This window comes from Novipirellula artificiosorum, assembly GCF_007860135.1.
Lineage (GTDB): Bacteria > Planctomycetota > Planctomycetia > Pirellulales > Pirellulaceae > Novipirellula_A > Novipirellula_A artificiosorum.
In genome coordinates, this window is the sequence record NZ_SJPV01000002.1 from 909,851 (window position 1) to 928,064 (window position 18,214).

Here is an 18,214-nt window from a genome sequence, read left to right on the forward strand (position 1 = left end):
CGACGGTGCGCCAAGGGTGCTACCGGTTCCCGGCGGACGACCGACCGTCGGGGACTCTTTTCTAAGAGATCATTGGACACCGGAGCCATACCTCCAAAAAACCTTGAGTCTGGGTTCCGCGCGTTTCGGTCGGATGAGCCGGTTTTTTGACCGAGGAGTCCGAGAGCCACCCCGCCCATGAACCGCACCTCCGTGCAACAGGCTTTCCCATGTTCGCAGCACCAGCGCGAACCGCAAGGCAACAATCATTCGCAGCGGTTTGTCGAAAGACCAGAGCGAAATCTCGTCACCTACCCCGCAGATGTATTAGACAGCACCCGAGATGCGCGGTACAACGAGCTGCGCGGGCAGGGGTGGTTGGATAGGCAGGGGTGGTTGGATACCTAAACACTGTTTTAGTCACAACTTAGAAACTGCACGACCCATTCCGTGGGAGGGCCAATACTTGAAATACGGCCAATCCGTCGTTCACCGCTGTGAAAATACGGTCTCAATCTTGCCAAACCGCGACGGAGTAGCTATTTTGCGGGGCCTGTTAAACCACGTTTCACTCGAATTTTGACCTCATCGAGCCTCAATATGACTATGGATCGCAGCCTCAAGGTGCAAGCTGGGGCGATTAAATCTCGAAATGTAATGACCCGGGCCGAGCGTATTGCTCGGCTGAAAGAACTCAACCGCTTCGATCCCGAAGCCAGTATCGTTGGGATGCCGAAGGTGCGCGTTCCCAAGGTCTCGCTGAAGAAGAAGAAGAAGGTGAAGAAGGACGAGGATTCGGCGGACAAGTAGTAGGCGATTTCTCCCATTCGACGCCCTTCATGAGGCCATGTTATCGCTGCTTCCAATCCACGCGCTCACGATGTGCCAACGGAAGAAATTGAATTGCCGACGGAGGGGATTGATCCGCAGCGGTTGCCGCTGCCCGAAGCGACCCAGCCGCTGAAGATCCTTTGGCAGTATGTGATCGTTTTGTTGGCCATCCATGCGTTCGCTTTGCTGGCCCTGCTTCCGTACATGTTCACATGGTCAGGCGTGCTGTTGGCCATTCTTGGGCATTTCACCTTTGGAATGCTGGGGATCACGATCGGCTACCATCGCTTGTTGACGCATCGTGGGTTTGCTTGCCCGAAATGGCTTGAGCATACGTTCGCGGTTTTCGGCATGTGCAACCTGCAAGACAGTCCTGCCCGCTGGGTGGCCATTCATCGGATGCACCATCAACACAGCGATCATCAACCCGATCCGCATTCGCCCCTTGCCAATTTTTTGTGGGGGCATGTCGGTTGGGTCGTTTGCCGACATCGGGACCTCGATCGAACCAGCCACTATGAACGCTATGTCCGTGATTTGTTGCGGGATCCGTTCTACCTTCGCTTGGAGCGACGCGGTGGATGGTTTTTCGTCTTCCTTGCCCACGCCGTTCTGATTGCCGTCGCAGGAGCCCTGTTTGGATATTGGGCCAGTGGCGGGGTGACCAGCGAGTCGATCCGTTATGGCTATAGCTGGGCGGTTTGGGCCGTTGCCGTCCGGACCGTGTTTGTCTTGCACGGTACGTGGGCGGTCAACTCACTTTCGCATGTGTTCGGCTATCGAAACTACGAAACTCGGGACAACAGCCGCAACAATTGGTTGGTGGCGTTGTTCAGTCACGGCGAGGGATGGCACAACAACCATCACGCTCAGCCCCGCGCTGCGGCGCACGGCCATCGTTGGTACGAATTTGATATGTCGTGGCGAGTGATTCAATTACTCGAAGCGGTGGGCTTGGCCAAGGATGTCGTTCGTCCAAAAGCGAACGCGGCTGCCGAGGAGTAAGGACCACAAGCAGCCGATCGTAGATCGTGGTGGGCGACCGTCACTTTTGTGTTGGCTTTTTCTCATGAGCACTCTCACCACCTCGGTCATCGCCGCGCGTTGGATTTTTCCGATTTCGGGGCCACCGTTCTATCATGGCTGGATCCGCATTCGCGACCAACGGGTGACCGAATTCGGTAGCGGCCAAGCTCCGCGGGGGGCCGTGGACCTTGGGGATGTTGCGATACTTCCCCAACTCGTCAACGCCCACACCCATTTGGAATTCTCTGATTGCACGGTTCCCGTTGGTGAAGTTGGTGTAACGCTCGATCAATGGATTGGTGAAGTCGTGGCGGCGAGGAAGAATGCCACCGAGGAAAGCAAAGCCAAGGCGATCCGAGCCGGAGTGGAGGAATCAGCCCGCGCGGGCGTCGCTTTGGTGGGTGAGATTGCCACGCCACCGGTCGTCGGCACGATCGAGGCAGGCACGATCGAGGAAGGCGGGATGGAGATCATTTCCTTTGCGGAAACCCTTGGTTTGTCCGAATCGCGAGGGGCGGAAAGATTGGCGGCTGCCCGTCATCATTTGCAGAGCTTTCCCACGGCCGGCATTAGCCCGCACGCGCCCTATTCGACGACGCCCGAGGTGATTCAACAATGCATCGAATTGGCGATCCGTCACCGGCGACCGCTCGCGATGCATGTGGCGGAATCACCTTCCGAGCGCGAGCTGCTTGAGTCGGCAACAGGGCCGATGGCGGATCGGCTCAAAACGATGGGCGTTTGGCGCGAGGGGCTTTTTCCTTGGCCGAAAGATCCGTTTTGTCATTTGATTGCGATGCTCGCCAAGGCGCCTCGCTCGCTGCTGATCCACGGCAATGATCTGCGGCCCAATGAAATGGCATGCGTTGCCAAGCATCCCCAAATGACAGTCGTCTTCTGCCCTCGCACGCATGCATTTTTCGGCTACCCACGACATCCGGTCGACTTGATGCTGCGTCATGGCATTCCGGTTGCCCTCGGCACGGATTCACGAGCGAGCAATCCCGACTTGAACCTCTGGGACGAGGTCCGGTTCCTGCTCAACCATCGCCAAGACCTCGATCCGCAGGATGTCCTCGCGATGGCAACGATTCACGGTGCGAATGCGTTAGGACGACTCGATTTAGGCCGGATCCGAGGCGGCAGCCTCGCGCGATTCGGATGCGTGCCAACCGACGCATGCTCGCTTCAAGAAGCGATGGCGGATCTCGCTCGCGGTGATCGTCTTCAACCCGTGTTCATTCCAACTTGCAATCCGTCGGGTGCGTAGACACTTCGTCCTCCGTCAACCGGCAAACAGACGCCAGTGATGAAGTCGTTTTCGCACAAGAATTGAACGGCATGGGCAATGTTCTCTGGCGTTCCGATCCGTTCGACCAAGGTGCTGTTCGCAATCCGTTCGCGCTGATCCGCATCGACGTCGTCGCCAAGCAGCACCGGCCCCGGTTGCAGACAATTGACTCGAACGCGGTGATTGCGTGCCCCGAGTTCAACCGCCAACGATCGGGTCATCACTTCGATCGATCCTTTGCTCGGAAAGTAGGCGGCATGGTCGAGATAGGGTCGAACGGTCGCCCAATCGCCAAGGTTGATGATCGAGCCACCAGACGGTTGTTCGACCATCCTCAACCCGGCAGCGCGTGAACACAAAAACGTCCCGAGTGAGTTGATGTCAAAATAGCGACGAACTTCATCCGCCGTGACCGATTCAAGAGGAGTCGGATGCCAGATGGCAGCGGAATTGACGAGGATGTCGATGCGGCCAAAGTGATCGACCGTTTGCGACACGATTCGGTCGCCAACGCCCTCCTCTTGAAGTGCACCTTGCGTCACGATCACGTCGACGTTGTATCTCTGACGTATCTGGTCCGCGGCGAGGCTCGACTGTTCGGTGCTGCTGTTGGCGTGCAGCGCGATACGGCATTGCAGCTTGGCGAGCCAATCCGCGATCGCTCGACCGACGCGCGGTGCACCGCTGCCGGTCACCAATGCGACCGGAGCATCGCAATCAAAGGTTTGCTGTAACAGTCGCATCAGGTCACAAAATGGGAATTCGTTGCACGGAGCTTTCGTAAATGCTTACGGTCAAGGATCAGAAAAGGATCGACAAGCGGTTGCCACTGCTCCCCCCGTTGGACGATCCGATTCTCGTCAATCGGACCGAGTCGGTTGGCGGCAAGAGCGAGGTACGGTATGCGGTCTGGCAAGATATCCATCAAACGAGCCATGGTCGCATCGACGGCGGTCAAGTTCGTGCCCACCAGGATCAGGCCCATGTTTTTGGGGGTTCCTAAGATGGGCCCATCGCCCTCCATGCAATCGATACCGTCGACAATTGCGATCCGGCGGCCGACCGAAGCATTGATATCGTAAACCGTTTGGGGAATTCCGTTGAAATGCAATACATTTTTGGGCCACCCGTATTTGATCCCCGGGATGACGCCGTACAGATTTTTCATCGCACCGGTCATTCCCATCCAATGGTGCGTTTTCATCTTTGGCATGCTGACCACCAAATCCGCTTCAATGACCGCTCGCGGAAAGTAGAACTGCTTCAAATCACACGCTTTGCCCGCATTCGCAACCGGTCGGATTTCTTGATAGTTCAAATCTTCGAACGACATTCGTACCTCTTGGAGCGCTTCCATGACGCCTGATTCCATCAGCGCTTGTTCGGTATCACGCACATGGCCGGGGCCCTCGCCAACGGTCACGTCGGCGTCCCAGCCACGGAACACTTCGACCGCTGCCTGGATCACGATCGGATGGGTCGTCATCTGAGGGGACAACCGCGAGGGTTCGACGAGGTTCGGTTTCAGCAGGACCCGTTTGCCACGAATCGTCCCAGGATCAAATTCACAGGCCAACAATCCGTCGCGAATCGTTCGAACCAATTCACCCGTATACGATTGGTGCCTTGCAATGAAGACAGAACTTTTCCTCTGAGACCGATGAACCAAGTAGCCCGCGCCTGCAGCGGTGGCCGCCGTGGCAGCGGTTGCGACCAAGAATCCGCGCCGATCGGGTTGAGAAGGGCTCGCGGCGGTCTCGTTGTTGGGGTGGGGATCGCTCATCAATGGACACCGCTTTCGGCTGGGGCGATCCGGTGCGGTTCAACATTCAACAGCGGCGATTCGCGAGTCTTGGCCGCCAGCAGCAACAGGTTTTGGCGATGGGGGTTCTCTTCGATCAAGCGAAGCCGATTGATCGCCGATCGAAGGGGCCACTCAAACTCGATCTCAGACCGGTCCTCTTCGTCCCAGGCTGCGGAAACGAGTGCATGCATCACCCACGACAACGAGATGGCTGCCATCGGACGGTTCAGTTCGTTTTGTAGGTAGCGGATCGTCGCTTTGATCGGTTCCGGTCGTGGCGTCACGCGATGAAACGCCACCACACACATGGCGCTGGGCAACAGGTGAGGCCGAAGTTCTTGACCCAGCACAAAGGTATTTCCGTAGTTGGCACCCCCATCGGGCAATTGTCGATCAATCAACAACTCCGCGGCCTCGATGGCTCGCGGGTGATCGGCGTAACCACAATGTCGCATTGCTAGCAGCGCCATTGCAGTAGGCTCTAACCATGAATGAGTTCCCTGAACCCAAGGCCATCCCACCAATTGGCTGTCGTGGCCGAACGTGTCATTCGGCTCAATCTTCTCGCCACCGAAACCGGTCAGGAAATCGATTGCGCGACGATAGGCGTCGCGATAACGCCATTTGGCTGATTCGTTTGCAGCATCGGGCCACTTTTGTTCGAAGGTTCGCCAAGCGATCGCGGCGAGAGACGTCGCCCAAAAGGGCCCTTGGTCATGCAAGTTGACGGAGACCGCCCCGTGGCGGTTTTGGGCTTGAATCAGACAGCGGCAGGCTTCGATCGCGGCCTCCTTCAATCCGTAGGCCGATGCGGAAATCGCCGCAAACGCGACCGGTTCGGCCGCCGCAGGCTCACCGCGCGCGTATCCGATGATCGGCTGGGCATTCAATCGCTTTTGTTGCTGATCGATCCAGTCAGCGAGGGTCACATCCATGTCTTGATTTGGCATTTGTCGGAGGACTTTAAGATGCCACTTGGTCACGGTCTGCAATCGTACGAAGGACCCGGGACCAAGGCAAGGCAGATTGTGTCCACCCGTGCACCGAGGGTGTGCAGAGGGGGGAACGGTGCTTATTGCTGTCCCAATGCAACGAGGTATTGCTGCTGTTTCGGCCCTTCGATGACGGTCGTCCGGATCAACAGTCGATCGTCAATGGCAAGCGGTGTGGCAAAGATCGAATCGCCCGTTTGATTTTCGGCAAGCAAATCGAACCGATCCGGCGTTGCGGCCAAGACATAGACCGTACCTCGTTCGGACGCGATGTAGATCCGATCTCGGACCAATGTCGGTGAGGCGCTAACGCCCCCTCCGAAGAGTCTTTTCTGCCACATCGGTTTTCCGTCAACGGTTCGCCAACAAAATGCGACGCCGTTATCTGCCACCGCGAACACGTAGTTGGAAATCGTCAACAAGGATTGTTCATAGCATTTGATTTGGTTGTCCCAGATCAAATTGCGTGAACCGTCCCCCGCGACACACCACGTTCCCGAGTCGGGATTTCCACCACTGATGAGGACTCGGCGATCGTCCCAAACCACCGTTCCGCAGATCGCTTCGGTCGTTGTTTCGACTCGCCACAATTCTCTGCCGCTCGGTGGGTCATAGGAACAAATCAATTCGCCACCGGCCAGCAGGATTTGTCGCTTTCCAGCGAGTGTCGCGGCGATGGGGGATGCAAAGTTCAAATTGACGGGTCGCTTTGCGTTCCAAACCACTTGCCCCGATTGGACATCCAAGGCGTACAGCCCGCTATCGGCACCATCGTACTCTGACGCAACGATCACCAAGTCGTCCTCGACGATCGGACTGGCGCCATAGCCAAACTGAAATCGCTGTGGTTTGAAATCGCCGATTTTCTTTTTCCAAACTTCGCGTCCTTCGAACGTCAAAGCGGTCAGCCAAATCGCATCGTCGGTGTGGAAACAGGCAAACACACGCTCTCCGTCGGATGCCGGACTTGGCGACGCGTAGGAGTTTTTCGAGTGGATCCGCTCGGGCAACGTGCCGCGGTGCAGAACCCAATTGTCCATCAAACGACCACTTTGGCGATCCAGTTTCAAGACGCTCTGAGTCCCAGCGTCTTCATCGGCCGTCGTCAAGAAAATCGAATCGCCCACGACGATTGGCGTCGAATGACCGTAGCCTGGGATCGCCGTTTTCCAAGAGACATTTTCCGACGTGGTCAGATCCCATCGAAGTGGGGCATCGGTGGACGGGTCCGCGTGGTTGTCGCCATTGGGGCCACGCCACTGAGGCCAATCTTGGGCCAAAGCTGCATGACCGAGCAAGACATAGGTCGAAAGCACGAGCCAGAGTCGCGGTTGAAGCATCGCTAAGGTATTTCGAAAGAGAAGAAGCCTCTCCAAATGCGCGAGACCCGCTGAGTGGATCGATCGCGTGATGGAGTCGACCGGAATCGGTCGGTGAGTAGATACTGGCTAATTGTACCGTGAAACCGCAACCAGCGAAGTGCGGTAGCGGCGTTAGCGACCGCCGACGAGAATTTGGCCGACAATCAACCAAACAGCAGTGAACAAAATGCCAAGGGCAGCATGAAGCGTATCGACATTCATCGTGAGCGGGCCTTTTCCTAAAAAGGATATGAACGGTGTGGTTTGGCCCGTTCCCTGGCCCGTCGTTCGCGATTCCGGTGGGTGGACCCCGCCGATCACGAACGTTTGTTCAATTGCGCTCCATTCCAGTGCGCATGGTGTTTCATCGGGTGCCGTCGACCCCAAACTGGCGATAAAATCCTCGTCTCCGTATAAACCGCTCATCCCCTACACTTTGCCATTTGCGAGCCGATGACGATCAAATATTGGTTAATGAAGACCGAACCCACGACTTTTTCGATTGACGATTTGGCGGCTCAGGTGGACCAGACGACGTGCTGGGAAGGGGTCCGCAACTACCAGGCTCGCAATTTACTGCGTGACGAAATCGAAGTCGGTGACCGAGTGCTGTTCTACCATTCCGCATGCAAGCAGCCTGCGGTGGTCGGAACGGCGGTGGTCTGCAAGGGCGGTTACCCCGACCCGTTCCAATTTGACCGAAAAAGCAAGTATTTTGATCCCAAGAGCGATCCGTCGAATCCTCGGTGGTACCTCGTCGACATCAAGTTAGAGCGGATCTTCGACACCCCGGTGACGTTAGCGCAACTTCGCGATCGGGCGAGTTTGAAGGAGATGGTGCTTTTGCAAAAAGGGAGCCGATTGAGCGTTCAGCCGGTGCGAAAAAAGGAATTTGACACCGTCGTCAAGCTAGCGAAATCGCTGTAATCGACGATTCAATCGCGAACAAATCGGTTGCAGCAACGGTCCAAACCCGCAGGGGGCTTGTCGAAAGAACCTCGATCAAGCAAATTAACCGCTTCGGACATGTTTCAGAGTGGATTCGCCTCTGTTTTGGAACGCGTTCAGAGCCGAAGTGGCGGAATTGGCAGACGCGCTGGATTCAAAATCCAGTTCTCGCAAGGGAGTGAGGGTTCGAGTCCCTCCTTCGGTATTCGAGGCCTAGAATGGCCGCAAAGGGTCTGGAACGGACATCATCCGTTCCAGATTTTTTTTTGCACTTACGATTCCTCTGCCGCCGTGATTTTTAGAGCAGCCTGCTGCATCGGACGTGCTTGCTGACGCCGGTTGGTACGAAAAAGGGGTTGCAACCATTTGCGGTGGCCCTATTTGCGATTTCTCCACTGCGGATACTCACGTTCCAAGAGAGCCTGAGGCCAAGTGCCATACCAAGCGGTGCCAGTTCTTCGTTCGCGTTCGATCGAAGCCAATTCGTACTTCTTGATCCCATCGCGTCCGGCAAAGACGGGGCGATCGGTCTCGATTTCATAGTGCCTTGCCCAAATCGGTTTTCCATTCGGATCCTGAATGACAACGACATCGATGTCCGTATCGTGACGCAGGAAAGATTCTCGGGTCGACTTGACCTTCTCGATTCGAAGGTTGGTTAGACGAACGGTCTTGAGCCATGCAATTGCCGAATCAACCGATTCATTCACTTCGTCGGACGGTGAAGCATCACGCATCAGAAATCGAACGATCTCAGTCGTCTCTTGCGGACAGAGGGAAGCCAGCTCAAACGTGCGTGCTGGCTGTGGCTGGAAGGTTTCCTCGTGATGTTGTTGGCACCAACCGGTTCGCTTGCCATTGCGTTGAATCTGACAACGCAAAATGCAGTCGATTCCACTCGCAACCGCTCGGCGAGCTTGTTGGCGTCGATCATCGTCGAGCCATGCAAAGTGCTTGGCGCCTTCGGCAGCATCCTGCAAGACATTCAAGATCCCCATCATGACGCCATCATTGAAAGTGATATGCGCATGATAGCTGTTCGGTTTGGGGAAGCGCTGAGGAAAACCTCCATGAGCGTATTGAGATCTGAGGATAAAGTCGAACCCGCTCTGACACGCGTTTCGCCATCTTGGATCATTGACTTGCGATACGGCACGAGCCAGATAGGCGACTTGAGAATGGAGATTACCGTTGTCATACGACGTGTCGTCGTTGTCTCTTGTGGCAATCACTTGGGCACGTTGGTTTGCAGTCAGCACGGCAGTCATGTCATAGTCTTTTGGCCAGCCACCATTGCTGCGTTGAAAGAGCAGAATATTGTTGACGATCTCGCGCACCTGCTCAGGGCGATACGAAGGCTGGTCTTTTTCCACTTGGATAAAGCGTGACTCGTCGCGCAGGTCGCGCCAGTGATGAATGCAACTGCCAAAAGGCGATAGATCGATCGGTTCTAGGTGAGAAGCCTTTTCGGATTTGAGCGGACCCTTGGGGCCGGTTGGACCCTCGGCACATGCCTGGTCAAGCGCGGCAGCGAATGAACCACAAGCCATGGCGACGAGTGCAATCAGTTTCGCGTTCATACAGGCAATCGTTTCGGTTGACGGAAAGGGAGGGCCGTGAAAATAGCATTCTATCCCTTTGCGGTCTCATCATGCATTGCACTCGTATTCCGTCTCAGCTTGTTTTGCGGGCAGGCGTTCGAAGTAGGGCCGGTTCCCACCGGCCAATTCATTTGAGAGTGTGGCCGGTAGGAAACGGCCCTTCACGAAAATTGAGCTGCGGCGGAATACTAGCCCGGGTTATTCATCCATCCAAACCTATTCCCCATAACCCTTTGAATGCAATCAGCTTACATCGGTTGAGTCAATAACAGACTGCGCATGTTGGAGTCGCAGGCTTTAGCCGATTCAGCAAGGATCCAGCACGCAATCGGCTAAAGCCTACCACTCCAACGAATCATCCGGGCTCGTATGCGGCCAACATGGGGATCAAGTCCGTCAGCGAATCGATGACGACGTTCACCTCATTGCTCCACGAGGGTGAACCCTTTGGAATGTAGCCAACAACCTGCATTCCCGCAGCAATGCCTGCTCGAACGCCGGCTTCGCTATCTTCCACCACGATGCAACGCGAGGCGTCAACGCCCATTTTCTCGGCCGCGTACAAGAACAATGCAGGGTCGGGTTTCCAAGTGTCAATGTCGTACGCACTAAAGCATCGCTCAAGCGGAAAAAAGGAAGCCAGATTCGTGACCTCCAGATTGATGCGAATCTTTTTGTGAGGCGCGTTCGAGGCAAGGCAAAATGGAAGTTGCATGACCTCCAAAAGCTGGCGGGCACCCGCAATCGGTTGGAGCTGGCGTCGAAGTTCGATTTCTTGACGGCGGCGGAACTCCTCCGTAAACCCCTCTGGCAAGTTGGCTCCAATTTGCGATTCGATGTAGGCCCGGATCGCTGGCATATCGACGCCAGCGAACATCGCCAGCGCGTCCGCGAATTGCATCTCAAAACCGAATTCGCCGGCATACTCGACCAGTACGCGCGTGGTGATGGGCTCGCTGTCGACCAGCGTCCCATCGCAGTCAAAGATAACGACATCAAATTCAGAGGTGATCACGTGGCGTTGGCTGGCTAAAGGAGGATCCCGTGCAGTGAATCGTTAACACTGTAATGGACTGGGCTCTGGAGTCGAACCGCTTGGGGGCATCGAATTCATCACTGCAAGGTTTGTTTCATTGATCCTGCCGAAGGCATTTCAGCAATGAGCCCCAGATCGCGGATACCGCATCTGGGGTTGAGAATGAAAATCAGCTTTTCGACCCCGAAGCGGGTCGCAGAGAACGCAGGATGAGCCGCGACGCCCTTCGGGGTCATGGTCTCGCGGGTAGGGTCACCCCAGCCAGCCCCTCCCGAGTGGGTGGCCTGACGAATCGGTGGGGGTTTGGAGACCGATGGAAAGTAACACCGATTCGAGAGTGGTCGTATGGAGCAAGTCAATGGGGTGCCAGGAAACCCTCTCCCTCGCTGCGCTCGACATCTCCCTCTGCGCGGCTCGTTGTACCGCGCATCTCGGGTGCTGTCTAATACATCTGCGGGGTAGGTGACGAGATTTCGCTCTGGTCTTTCGACAAACCGCTGCGAATGATTGTTGCCTTGCGGTTCGCGCTGGTGCTGCGAACATGGGAAAGCCTGTTGCACGGAGGTGCGGTTCATGGGCGGGGTGGCTCTCGGACTCCTCGGTCAAAAAACCGGCTCATCCGACCGAAACGCGCGGAACCCAGACTCAAGGTTTTTTGGAGGTATGGCTCCGGTGTCCAATGATCTCTTAGAAAAGAGTCCCCGACGGTCGGTCGTCCGCCGGGAACCGGTAGCACCCTTGGCGCACCGTCGACCGGGATATCCCTTGTCAAGTTGCACCTCTGCAGAGCTCGACTCCGTTTCTACCGGCAACTGCACGATAACCAGTGAAAATAGCTCCTGCCAGCAATCATGGGACACCGGAGAGATGCCTCGAAAACCTCCTGCGCACGCTTCCGCCGGATGAGCCAAAAAACCTAGGTGCGCAAGAGCCTCAGTAAGCTTACACCTTCGCAAAAATCGGACAAGCGACGTAGTCCCCCCATCTCCGAGAAGGATAGTATTCGTTGGCTCGAAGGATCTTCCCCCGAGCGTCCGCGTCAACGTGGTGCTGTGCGAAGAGGTCAATCTTGTAAGTCTTTTTTAATTAACAACTTAAAAACCGGACGACCACGGAATGGGTGGGTGATCGTATCCAGGCTGGCGGTTTTCTTAGGCATGACAGGGCAAACAGCTGTCCACCCATTCCGTGGGAGAGCCCAAGTGTTTTTGACGGTCGAAGCGTTCCGCAGCCCCAGCGACGCTGGCCGGTCTGGGGCCGGTGTGACTCCCTTTAGCGTCCCGCAAGGATTGCGGTATGATCAGAAAGGAATCGCTGAATTTCCGCCCACCCCATCGCTACCCCACACCCTGTCAAATATCGGGAGACACCGATCATGCCCATTCATTTTGCATCCCAGTCCCGTCGAACCTTTTTGCGCAGTCTTTCGGCGGCCGGAACCGTCGCCTTCTTGGCTTCTCACGATCGCGTTTCCGCCGCATCCGAATCAACCCGCTCTCCTGCGATCGACAAGAACCTCATCGCGCTGCTTTCGGACACCCATATCCCCAGGAACCCCTCGGTCGAGGCGCATGGCGTCAACATGACCGACAACTTGAATGATGTGATTTCGCAAATCAGCAGCCTTTCGGTTCGTCCCGCGAACCTGTTGATCAACGGCGACTGTGCCTACCTGAAAGGTTTGCCCACGGACTATGCCAATCTGGCGAATTGCCTCGCACCGCTGGATGATCTTGGGATTTCGCTTCACGTCACGATGGGCAACCATGACGATCGCACAGCGTTGTACGAAACGTTTAGCGAACAGCGTCCCGCCGCCGCGGCGGTCGCGAGCAAACACGTCAGTGTGCTGGAATGTGAATTCGTCAATTGGTTCTTGCTCGACACGTTAACGCAAGTCAATGTTGTGACCGGTGAAGTCGGCAACGAGCAGTTGCAGTGGCTTGCTCGAGAACTTGATGCCCGCCGTGACAAGCCCGCTATCGTGATGGCCCACCATACGCCACAGTACACCGAACCTGAACCGGGGAAACCGTGGTCCGGGATCTCGGACACGGCAGCGTTCTTTGACGTCTTGGACAACCGATCGCACGTACGCGGCTTCCTGTATGGCCACAGTCACAAGTGGAATGTCGAAGAGCGAAGACATATTAAATTAGTGAACTTGCCACCGGTTGCCTATCTGTTTAGCCAAGGACTGCCCAACGGTTGGGTTTCCGCACGAATGAGCAACGATTCGCTTCACCTTGAACTGCAAACGCTTAATCCCAAGCATCCTGACTCGCATCAACAGGTCGAGATTTCATGGAGCTGAAATTGAGGATGGGATGTGTTGAATGATGACTCTTTTTGAAAGAACACAAGCTTGAGCGAATCGATGTGGGTGGCGTGCCAGTTAACGCTGGGGCTTGCCTGTCTTGTCGGCGGTGGCGAATTATTGGTTCGCGGTGCGGTAGCGATTGCCGCGACGCTACGGATTTCGCCCTTGGTGATCGGTTTGACGGTGGTAGCCTTTGGCACCAGCGCGCCAGAACTCGGGGTGAGTTTGCAAGCGGCGATGAGTGGCAACGCAGACGTCGCGGTGGGCAACGTCGTCGGCAGCAACATCATCAATGTTCTATTCATCTTGGGGGCGGCATCGATCATCACACCGTTGGTCGTTTCAAGTCAATTGGTGCGGCTTGACGTTCCGGTGATGATTGTTTCGTCGATCACCGTTTGGTTCATGGCCTCCGATGGATCGATTTCACGCGGCGAGGGGCTGCTGCTATTCGGCTCCTTGATCGCCTACATCACCTACTGTATTCGCAAGAGTCGCAGTGAGAATCGAAACGCCAAACCAGAATTTGCCGAGGATTTTCCGCATCGACCCGAGTTAGAAAAGGGGCTATCGACCCAGCAATCGCTTCTTTTGAACGTCGCTTTTGTGGTCGGGGGATTGGTGCTGCTTGGGCTGGGGTCAAAATGGTTGGTCGGCGGGGCAACGACGATCGCGACGGCATTGGGGGTCAGCCAATTAGTGATCGGGTTGACAATCGTCGCCATCGGCACTTCGCTTCCGGAAGTCGTGACGTCGATTGTCGCCAGTTACCGTGGCGAACGCGATATTGCGGTAGGAAACGTCGTCGGCAGCAATATGTTCAATCTGCTCTGCGTTCTCGGTTTGACAGCCACTGTATCGCCGGCAGGCGTGAACGTGGCGTCATCCGCGATCCAATTCGACATTCCGGTGATGGTTGCCGTCGCCGTCATCTGCTTACCGGTTTTCATGGACGGCAATATCATCCGTCGCTGGGAAGGTGCACTGTTTCTTCTCTACTACGCCACCTACAACGCATTCGTTGTCTTCACGGCGAAGAACCCGCTCTCTCCACCACGAGCTTCGCTGCTTCTCACCTGGGTCGTCGTTCCGCTGACGGTCGTTCCCGTGATCGTTTCGATCGTAACGCGACGAAAAAAGCGACGGTCGAAAAAAACAAGCTAGTGGACCGTCAGCATTAAATTTGGGGGTAGTGGATTTCGCCAGAAATCGGTAACTCAAATGTTCTTAGGGACTTCTGGCGAAGTCCACGACGTTCGCTATTGACCCCGCGATGCTAAGCGCTGATCACACATTGGTTCAGTTGTTCGACAATCATCGCCAACGCCGCACTCACCATCGGTGTGCTCATACTGGCTAAGCGTTCGCCGTCGCGCGCGACTTGGGCGGGGGAAAGCGGCAGATGAATGAATGCGCTTTGAGTTCGCATCCCAAACGAACGCGAGTAGTGCTGGCTGAGGTACAAGGCGGCGTTGCAAAGGTACGTTCCCGCGTGATGTGAGACCTCGCAGGGGATTCCCGCATCGACAAGCGAACGCTGACACCGATCGAGCGGCAGTGGGGATCGGTAGGCAGCGGGTGAATTGTCAAGCAAAACGGTGCCGTCGCTGCGCACGTTCAAACCAATCGACTCGAGCTTGATCAGGGTGGATCCTGGGGATTGGCCAAGATGAATCGCGAGATCGTAGTCGTCCTGCAGATCCTTCTTCAGCCGTTCGCTCATCCCCGTCAACTCGACCGGATAGCGACGGGTCACGATTTCGGCGTGGCCATCGTACCATCGTGTCAACTCGACGAGCGCTAGCCAGCTACTGTTTTCTGGCCACCGATCATACGGCTCGAACGCGGTGAGAAGAACGCGAGTCACAAATCACAATCCACTGAAAAACGATCCGGCGATAAAGGCTGACGACCCACAATGATAGTTCACAAAAGGGAGTGGCGGGGCGGAAACCTCATTCCTCGGTGATCGTTGGCGGCACTTCTTTACCCTCGGCAATGAACCGCATCGAGAGGGAATTGACACAATGCCGCGTGTTTTTCGGCGTAAAACGCTCGCCTTCGAACACATGTCCGAGATGCCCGCCGCAATTGTGGCAAACAATTTCGATGCGTCGGCCATCGGCATCGGTGTGCCGGTCGACCGCACCGTCGATTTCATCGTCAAAACTGGGCCATCCACAATGGCTCTCGAACTTGGTGTCCGAGCGGTACAGCGGTGCGTTGCAGCGACGGCAAATGTAGGTTCCCGGATCCTTCGTGGACGTGTACTCGCCGATCCCCGGCGCTTCGGTCCCTTTGTGCAAGATCACGCGAGCCTCTTCGGCCGTCAGCGGATTGTAGTTGGCTTTGCTTGCGTTCTCAGAATCGCTCATAGATTCCTTCATGGGTTCCTTCGTGGTTTGCGTTGTAGTTTGCTCAAGTTCGGCAGCAGGGGCCGCGGTGGTCTCGGCCTGAGGCGGTGCCACGGTCGGTCCAGCGGCCGTTTGCTCGGACAGCGTTCCCGCCGCTCCGCTGTTTGCTTGACCGTCCGCTCCGGTGGCCCCGTCCGCTCCGGTGGCCCCGTCCGCTCCGGTGGCATTGGTCGACCGCAGCTTGGCGTCACAGCCAACGCCCACCAGCGATCCGACAATCAAGAGTAGGCAGACAATTCGCAATCGATTTATTCCTGTCACTGGGTCAAGGCGGACAATGCTTCGTCGCAAGTATTCTATCTTAACCGCCAAGTCTCGTGGCCCCGTCGCCTGGAATCCCAATCGCTTTGGAAATTGCGTTACACTGATTTTGAACCCGCCACGGCTGTTGCCGTAGGTAGAAGGTTGGTTTTGCGGTGGTTTTTCGGATCCGGCCGGTCGCGGGCATCCATCGCTGGAACCGGTTGCGGGCGAGCCGCGCGACGGAAATCTCATTTTGACTTCATCTTTTCTGGAAAGCGTTTCTATGACTGACTCCTCCTCAGGCCAAATCGACCATGTTTTGATCGAAGATCGGCTGTTCCCGCCCCCTGCCGAGTTTTCTCAGCAAGCGGTCTTTTCATCGCAAGCACAATATGAATCGATGTACCGTCGGGCCGCCGAACAACCGGAAGAGTTCTGGCGATCCGAAGCACTCGAGCATCTGCATTGGTTCGAACCGTTCGACGAAGTCTGCCGCTGGGACCCGCCCCACGCGGAGTGGTTCGTTCATGGCAAAACCAACGCCAGCTACAACTGTTTGGATCGGCACATTGACGCGGGCCGCGGCGACCGCACGGCGATCATCTGGGAGGGTGAACCGGGTGACGAGCGTACGCTCAGCTATGCGGAGCTTCGCAGCGAAGTGAGCAAGTGTGCAGCGGGACTAAAACAACTGGGGATTTCCGCAGGCGACGTCGTCAGCATCTACATGCCGATGACGCCAGAATTGGCGATCGCGATGTTGGCGTGCGCCCGCATTGGTGCCGTCCATTCCGTCATCTTTGCGGGCTTCAGTGCCGAGTCGATCGCAGATCGCAACAATGACGCCGGAGCAAAATTGGTGATCACCGCCGACGGACTTTATCGTCGCGGCAAGGTGTTGCCGCTAAAAGAAACCGTCGATGAAGCCCTCGCCAAATCGCCGACGGTCGAACATTGTCTGGTACTCCGTCGCGTGGGCAACGACGACGTTTCGATGACACAGCCGCGCGATGTTTGGTGGCATGATGTGGTCGATACGCAATCCGATGATTTCCCCGCTGTGCCGATGGATAGCGAAGCGTCGCTGTTTATCCTGTACACCTCCGGCAGCACGGGAAAACCGAAGGGGATCCGTCACACCACCGCGGGTTACAATTTGTGGGCCAAACGAACGTTTGAGTGGGTTTTTGACCATCGCGAGGACGACATCTTTTGGTGCACCGCCGATTGTGGCTGGATCACCGGACATAGCTACATCGTTTATGGCCCCTTGTCGGCTGGGGCGACCTGTTTGATGTATGAAGGCGCGCCAAACTTTCCCGCCGAAGATCGGTTTTGGGAACTGGTTGAAAAGTACAAAGTGACCATCCTCTACACCGCGCCGACCGCCATTCGGGCCTTCATTAAATGGGGGGACGAGCATGTCGACAAGCACGATTTGTCGAGCTTGCGATTGCTGGGTAGCGTCGGTGAAGGGATCAATCCCGAGGCATGGATGTGGTACCACAAAAAGATCGGTAACGAGCGATGCCCGATCGTCGATACGTGGTGGCAAACCGAAACGGGCGGCATCATGATGAGCCCGTTGCCGGGGATCACCGCCACCAAACCAGGGTCGTGTACCCGTCCGTTGCCGGGCGTGGTGCCTGTGATTGTGGACGAGACAGGAAATGCGGTGGACGACCAACATGGCGGCATGCTCTGCATTTCCAAACCGTGGCCGGGAATGTTGCGCGGTATTTGGGGTGACGAAGATCGTTTCGTGCAACAGTATTGGTCGACCGTGCCCGGTAAATACCTGACCGGGGACAATGCGCGGAAAGATAGCGATGGCTATTACTGGATCATGGGGCGCATTGACGATGTGATCAACGTTTCAGGACATCGGCTCAGCACGATCGAAGTGGAAAGTGCTTTGTGCAGTCACGAAGCGGTTTGCGAAGCGGCGGTTGTGGGTCGACCGGACGAACTGAAAGGCCAGGCGATTGCGGCCTTTGTCACCATCCGCGACCGAGAACCGGACGAGGCATTGCGTCAAGAACTGTTGCTGCACGTGCGGAAACAGATCGGCGCACTCGCTCAACCCGATGACTTGCGATTCACCTCAACGCTGCCCAAGACTCGAAGTGGCAAGATCATGCGTCGATTGTTGCGAGACATTGCATCCGGAAACGAGGTCGCGGGAGACACCTCGACCCTGGAAGACCTAACGGTCCTCGCCAAACTCCGCGACGATGAAGGTTGAGCCGCAAAAATAGCCGCCCGAAATATCCGAAGGAGACCTTTCGTGAACCCATCCGGCGTACGACGGCCTGAAATGCCGTCAGAACGGTGCGTTTGGGCCGTTTCGAGAGAAAACGCCGCTCGG

At 56.2% G+C, this 18,214-nt stretch carries 16 protein-coding genes and 1 tRNA gene; 8 read left to right on the plus strand and 9 right to left on the minus strand.

Going from position 1 to position 18,214, the window contains the following annotated elements; all coding sequences use genetic code 11:
- Window positions 1–579 precede the first annotated feature (579 nt).
- The 3 genes from Poly41_RS09125 to Poly41_RS09135 all read left to right on the plus strand — a co-directional run bounded on the left by Poly41_RS09125 (window position 580) and on the right by Poly41_RS09135 (window position 3,106).
- On the plus strand, window positions 580–789 hold the full coding sequence (locus tag Poly41_RS09125; protein WP_146525578.1) for a small basic protein: 210 nt from the start codon (window positions 580–582) through the stop codon (window positions 787–789).
- Window positions 790–861: 72 nt separating this feature from the next.
- Entirely contained in the window at window positions 862–1,815 is a 954-nt protein-coding gene (locus Poly41_RS09130) for an acyl-CoA desaturase (protein WP_231615528.1), read from the plus strand.
- Window positions 1,816–1,879: 64 nt separating this feature from the next.
- A complete protein-coding gene (locus Poly41_RS09135; RefSeq protein WP_231615529.1) occupies window positions 1,880–3,106 on the plus strand; it encodes an amidohydrolase family protein in 1,227 nt (408 codons plus the stop codon).
- Here the strand turns inward: Poly41_RS09135 and Poly41_RS09140 are convergent.
- The 5 genes from Poly41_RS09140 to Poly41_RS09160 form a co-directional block, all read right to left on the minus strand.
- On the minus strand, window positions 3,064–3,870 hold the full coding sequence (locus tag Poly41_RS09140) for an SDR family NAD(P)-dependent oxidoreductase (RefSeq protein ID WP_146525580.1): 807 nt from the start codon (window positions 3,868–3,870) through the stop codon (window positions 3,064–3,066). The genes Poly41_RS09135 and Poly41_RS09140 overlap by 43 nt on opposite strands.
- Entirely contained in the window at window positions 3,870–4,910 is a 1,041-nt protein-coding gene (locus Poly41_RS09145) for a DUF362 domain-containing protein (RefSeq protein WP_146525581.1), read from the minus strand. Before Poly41_RS09145 ends, Poly41_RS09140 begins: the two co-directional genes overlap by 1 nt.
- On the minus strand, window positions 4,910–5,881 hold the full coding sequence (locus tag Poly41_RS09150; RefSeq protein WP_146525582.1) for a prenyltransferase/squalene oxidase repeat-containing protein: 972 nt from the start codon (window positions 5,879–5,881) through the stop codon (window positions 4,910–4,912). The genes Poly41_RS09145 and Poly41_RS09150 overlap by 1 nt, the downstream gene beginning before the upstream one ends.
- A 122-nt stretch (window positions 5,882–6,003) precedes the next feature.
- Window positions 6,004–7,263 carry an outer membrane protein assembly factor BamB family protein gene (locus Poly41_RS09155; RefSeq protein WP_146525583.1) on the minus strand — a complete coding sequence of 420 codons (1,260 nt, stop codon included), beginning with the start codon at window positions 7,261–7,263 and terminating at the stop codon, window positions 6,004–6,006.
- 153 nt (window positions 7,264–7,416) lie between these two features.
- Entirely contained in the window at window positions 7,417–7,710 is a 294-nt protein-coding gene (locus Poly41_RS09160) for a hypothetical protein (protein ID WP_146525584.1), read from the minus strand.
- A 48-nt stretch (window positions 7,711–7,758) separates the two neighbouring features.
- Here Poly41_RS09160 and Poly41_RS09165 point away from each other — a divergent pair, with 48 nt between their 5' ends.
- Complete coding sequence (locus tag Poly41_RS09165) at window positions 7,759–8,211, plus strand: EVE domain-containing protein (RefSeq protein WP_231615530.1); 453 nt, start codon at window positions 7,759–7,761, stop codon at window positions 8,209–8,211.
- Window positions 8,212–8,353: 142 nt separating this feature from the next.
- A tRNA-Leu gene (locus Poly41_RS09170) sits at window positions 8,354–8,437 on the plus strand.
- A gap of 172 nt (window positions 8,438–8,609) precedes the next feature.
- Here Poly41_RS09170 and pelA read toward each other — a convergent pair.
- Together pelA and Poly41_RS09180 are read right to left on the minus strand one after the other, a co-directional pair.
- On the minus strand, window positions 8,610–9,812 hold the full coding sequence (gene pelA / locus Poly41_RS09175) for a pectate lyase (RefSeq protein ID WP_146525585.1): 1,203 nt from the start codon (window positions 9,810–9,812) through the stop codon (window positions 8,610–8,612).
- Between the two features lie 376 nt (window positions 9,813–10,188).
- The gene (locus Poly41_RS09180; protein ID WP_146525586.1) at window positions 10,189–10,848 is read right to left on the minus strand and encodes an HAD family hydrolase; all 660 of its coding nucleotides are present in this window, start codon (window positions 10,846–10,848) and stop codon (window positions 10,189–10,191) included.
- 1,396 nt (window positions 10,849–12,244) lie between these two features.
- Between Poly41_RS09180 and Poly41_RS09185 the strand changes: the two genes are divergently transcribed.
- Both Poly41_RS09185 and Poly41_RS09190 read left to right on the plus strand, forming a co-directional pair.
- On the plus strand, window positions 12,245–13,183 hold the full coding sequence (locus tag Poly41_RS09185; RefSeq protein ID WP_146525587.1) for a metallophosphoesterase family protein: 939 nt from the start codon (window positions 12,245–12,247) through the stop codon (window positions 13,181–13,183).
- Between the two features lie 51 nt (window positions 13,184–13,234).
- Window positions 13,235–14,353: a calcium/sodium antiporter gene (locus Poly41_RS09190; RefSeq protein WP_231615531.1), complete on the plus strand. Its 1,119-nt coding sequence runs from the start codon at window positions 13,235–13,237 to the stop codon at window positions 14,351–14,353.
- Between the two features lie 112 nt (window positions 14,354–14,465).
- Here the strand turns inward: Poly41_RS09190 and Poly41_RS09195 are convergent, their stop codons facing one another.
- Complete coding sequence (locus tag Poly41_RS09195) at window positions 14,466–15,056, minus strand: pyroglutamyl-peptidase I (RefSeq protein ID WP_146525588.1); 591 nt, start codon at window positions 15,054–15,056, stop codon at window positions 14,466–14,468.
- Window positions 15,057–15,144: 88 nt separating this feature from the next.
- A complete protein-coding gene (locus tag Poly41_RS33885; RefSeq protein WP_197231173.1) occupies window positions 15,145–16,098 on the minus strand; it encodes a methionine-R-sulfoxide reductase in 954 nt (317 codons plus the stop codon).
- A gap of 31 nt (window positions 16,099–16,129) precedes the next feature.
- Between Poly41_RS33885 and acs the strand changes: the two genes are divergently transcribed.
- Complete coding sequence (gene acs, locus Poly41_RS09205; protein ID WP_146525589.1) at window positions 16,130–18,091, plus strand: acetate--CoA ligase; 1,962 nt, start codon at window positions 16,130–16,132, stop codon at window positions 18,089–18,091.
- Window positions 18,092–18,214 lie beyond the last annotated feature (123 nt).

Bases quoted from the DNA above. Each gene is read 5' to 3' on its own strand.
- Poly41_RS09125 (WP_146525578.1), top strand. From the start codon at position 580: ATGACTATGGATCGCAGCCTCAAGGTGCAAGCTGGGGCGATTAAATCT.
- pelA (WP_146525585.1), bottom strand. From the start codon at position 9,812: ATGAACGCGAAACTGATTGCACTCGTCGCCATGGCTTGTGGTTCATTC.
- Poly41_RS09155 (WP_146525583.1), bottom strand. From the start codon at position 7,263: ATGCTTCAACCGCGACTCTGGCTCGTGCTTTCGACCTATGTCTTGCTC.
- Poly41_RS09145 (WP_146525581.1), bottom strand. From the start codon at position 4,910: ATGAGCGATCCCCACCCCAACAACGAGACCGCCGCGAGCCCTTCTCAA.
- Poly41_RS09150 (WP_146525582.1), bottom strand. From the start codon at position 5,881: ATGCCAAATCAAGACATGGATGTGACCCTCGCTGACTGGATCGATCAG.
- acs (WP_146525589.1), top strand. From the start codon at position 16,130: ATGACTGACTCCTCCTCAGGCCAAATCGACCATGTTTTGATCGAAGAT.
- Poly41_RS09140 (WP_146525580.1), bottom strand. From the start codon at position 3,870: ATGCGACTGTTACAGCAAACCTTTGATTGCGATGCTCCGGTCGCATTG.
- Poly41_RS09160 (WP_146525584.1), bottom strand. From the start codon at position 7,710: ATGAGCGGTTTATACGGAGACGAGGATTTTATCGCCAGTTTGGGGTCG.
- Poly41_RS33885 (WP_197231173.1), bottom strand. From the start codon at position 16,098: ATGAGATTTCCGTCGCGCGGCTCGCCCGCAACCGGTTCCAGCGATGGA.
- Poly41_RS09135 (WP_231615529.1), top strand. From the start codon at position 1,880: ATGAGCACTCTCACCACCTCGGTCATCGCCGCGCGTTGGATTTTTCCG.
- Poly41_RS09185 (WP_146525587.1), top strand. From the start codon at position 12,245: ATGCCCATTCATTTTGCATCCCAGTCCCGTCGAACCTTTTTGCGCAGT.
- Poly41_RS09165 (WP_231615530.1), top strand. From the start codon at position 7,759: ATGAAGACCGAACCCACGACTTTTTCGATTGACGATTTGGCGGCTCAG.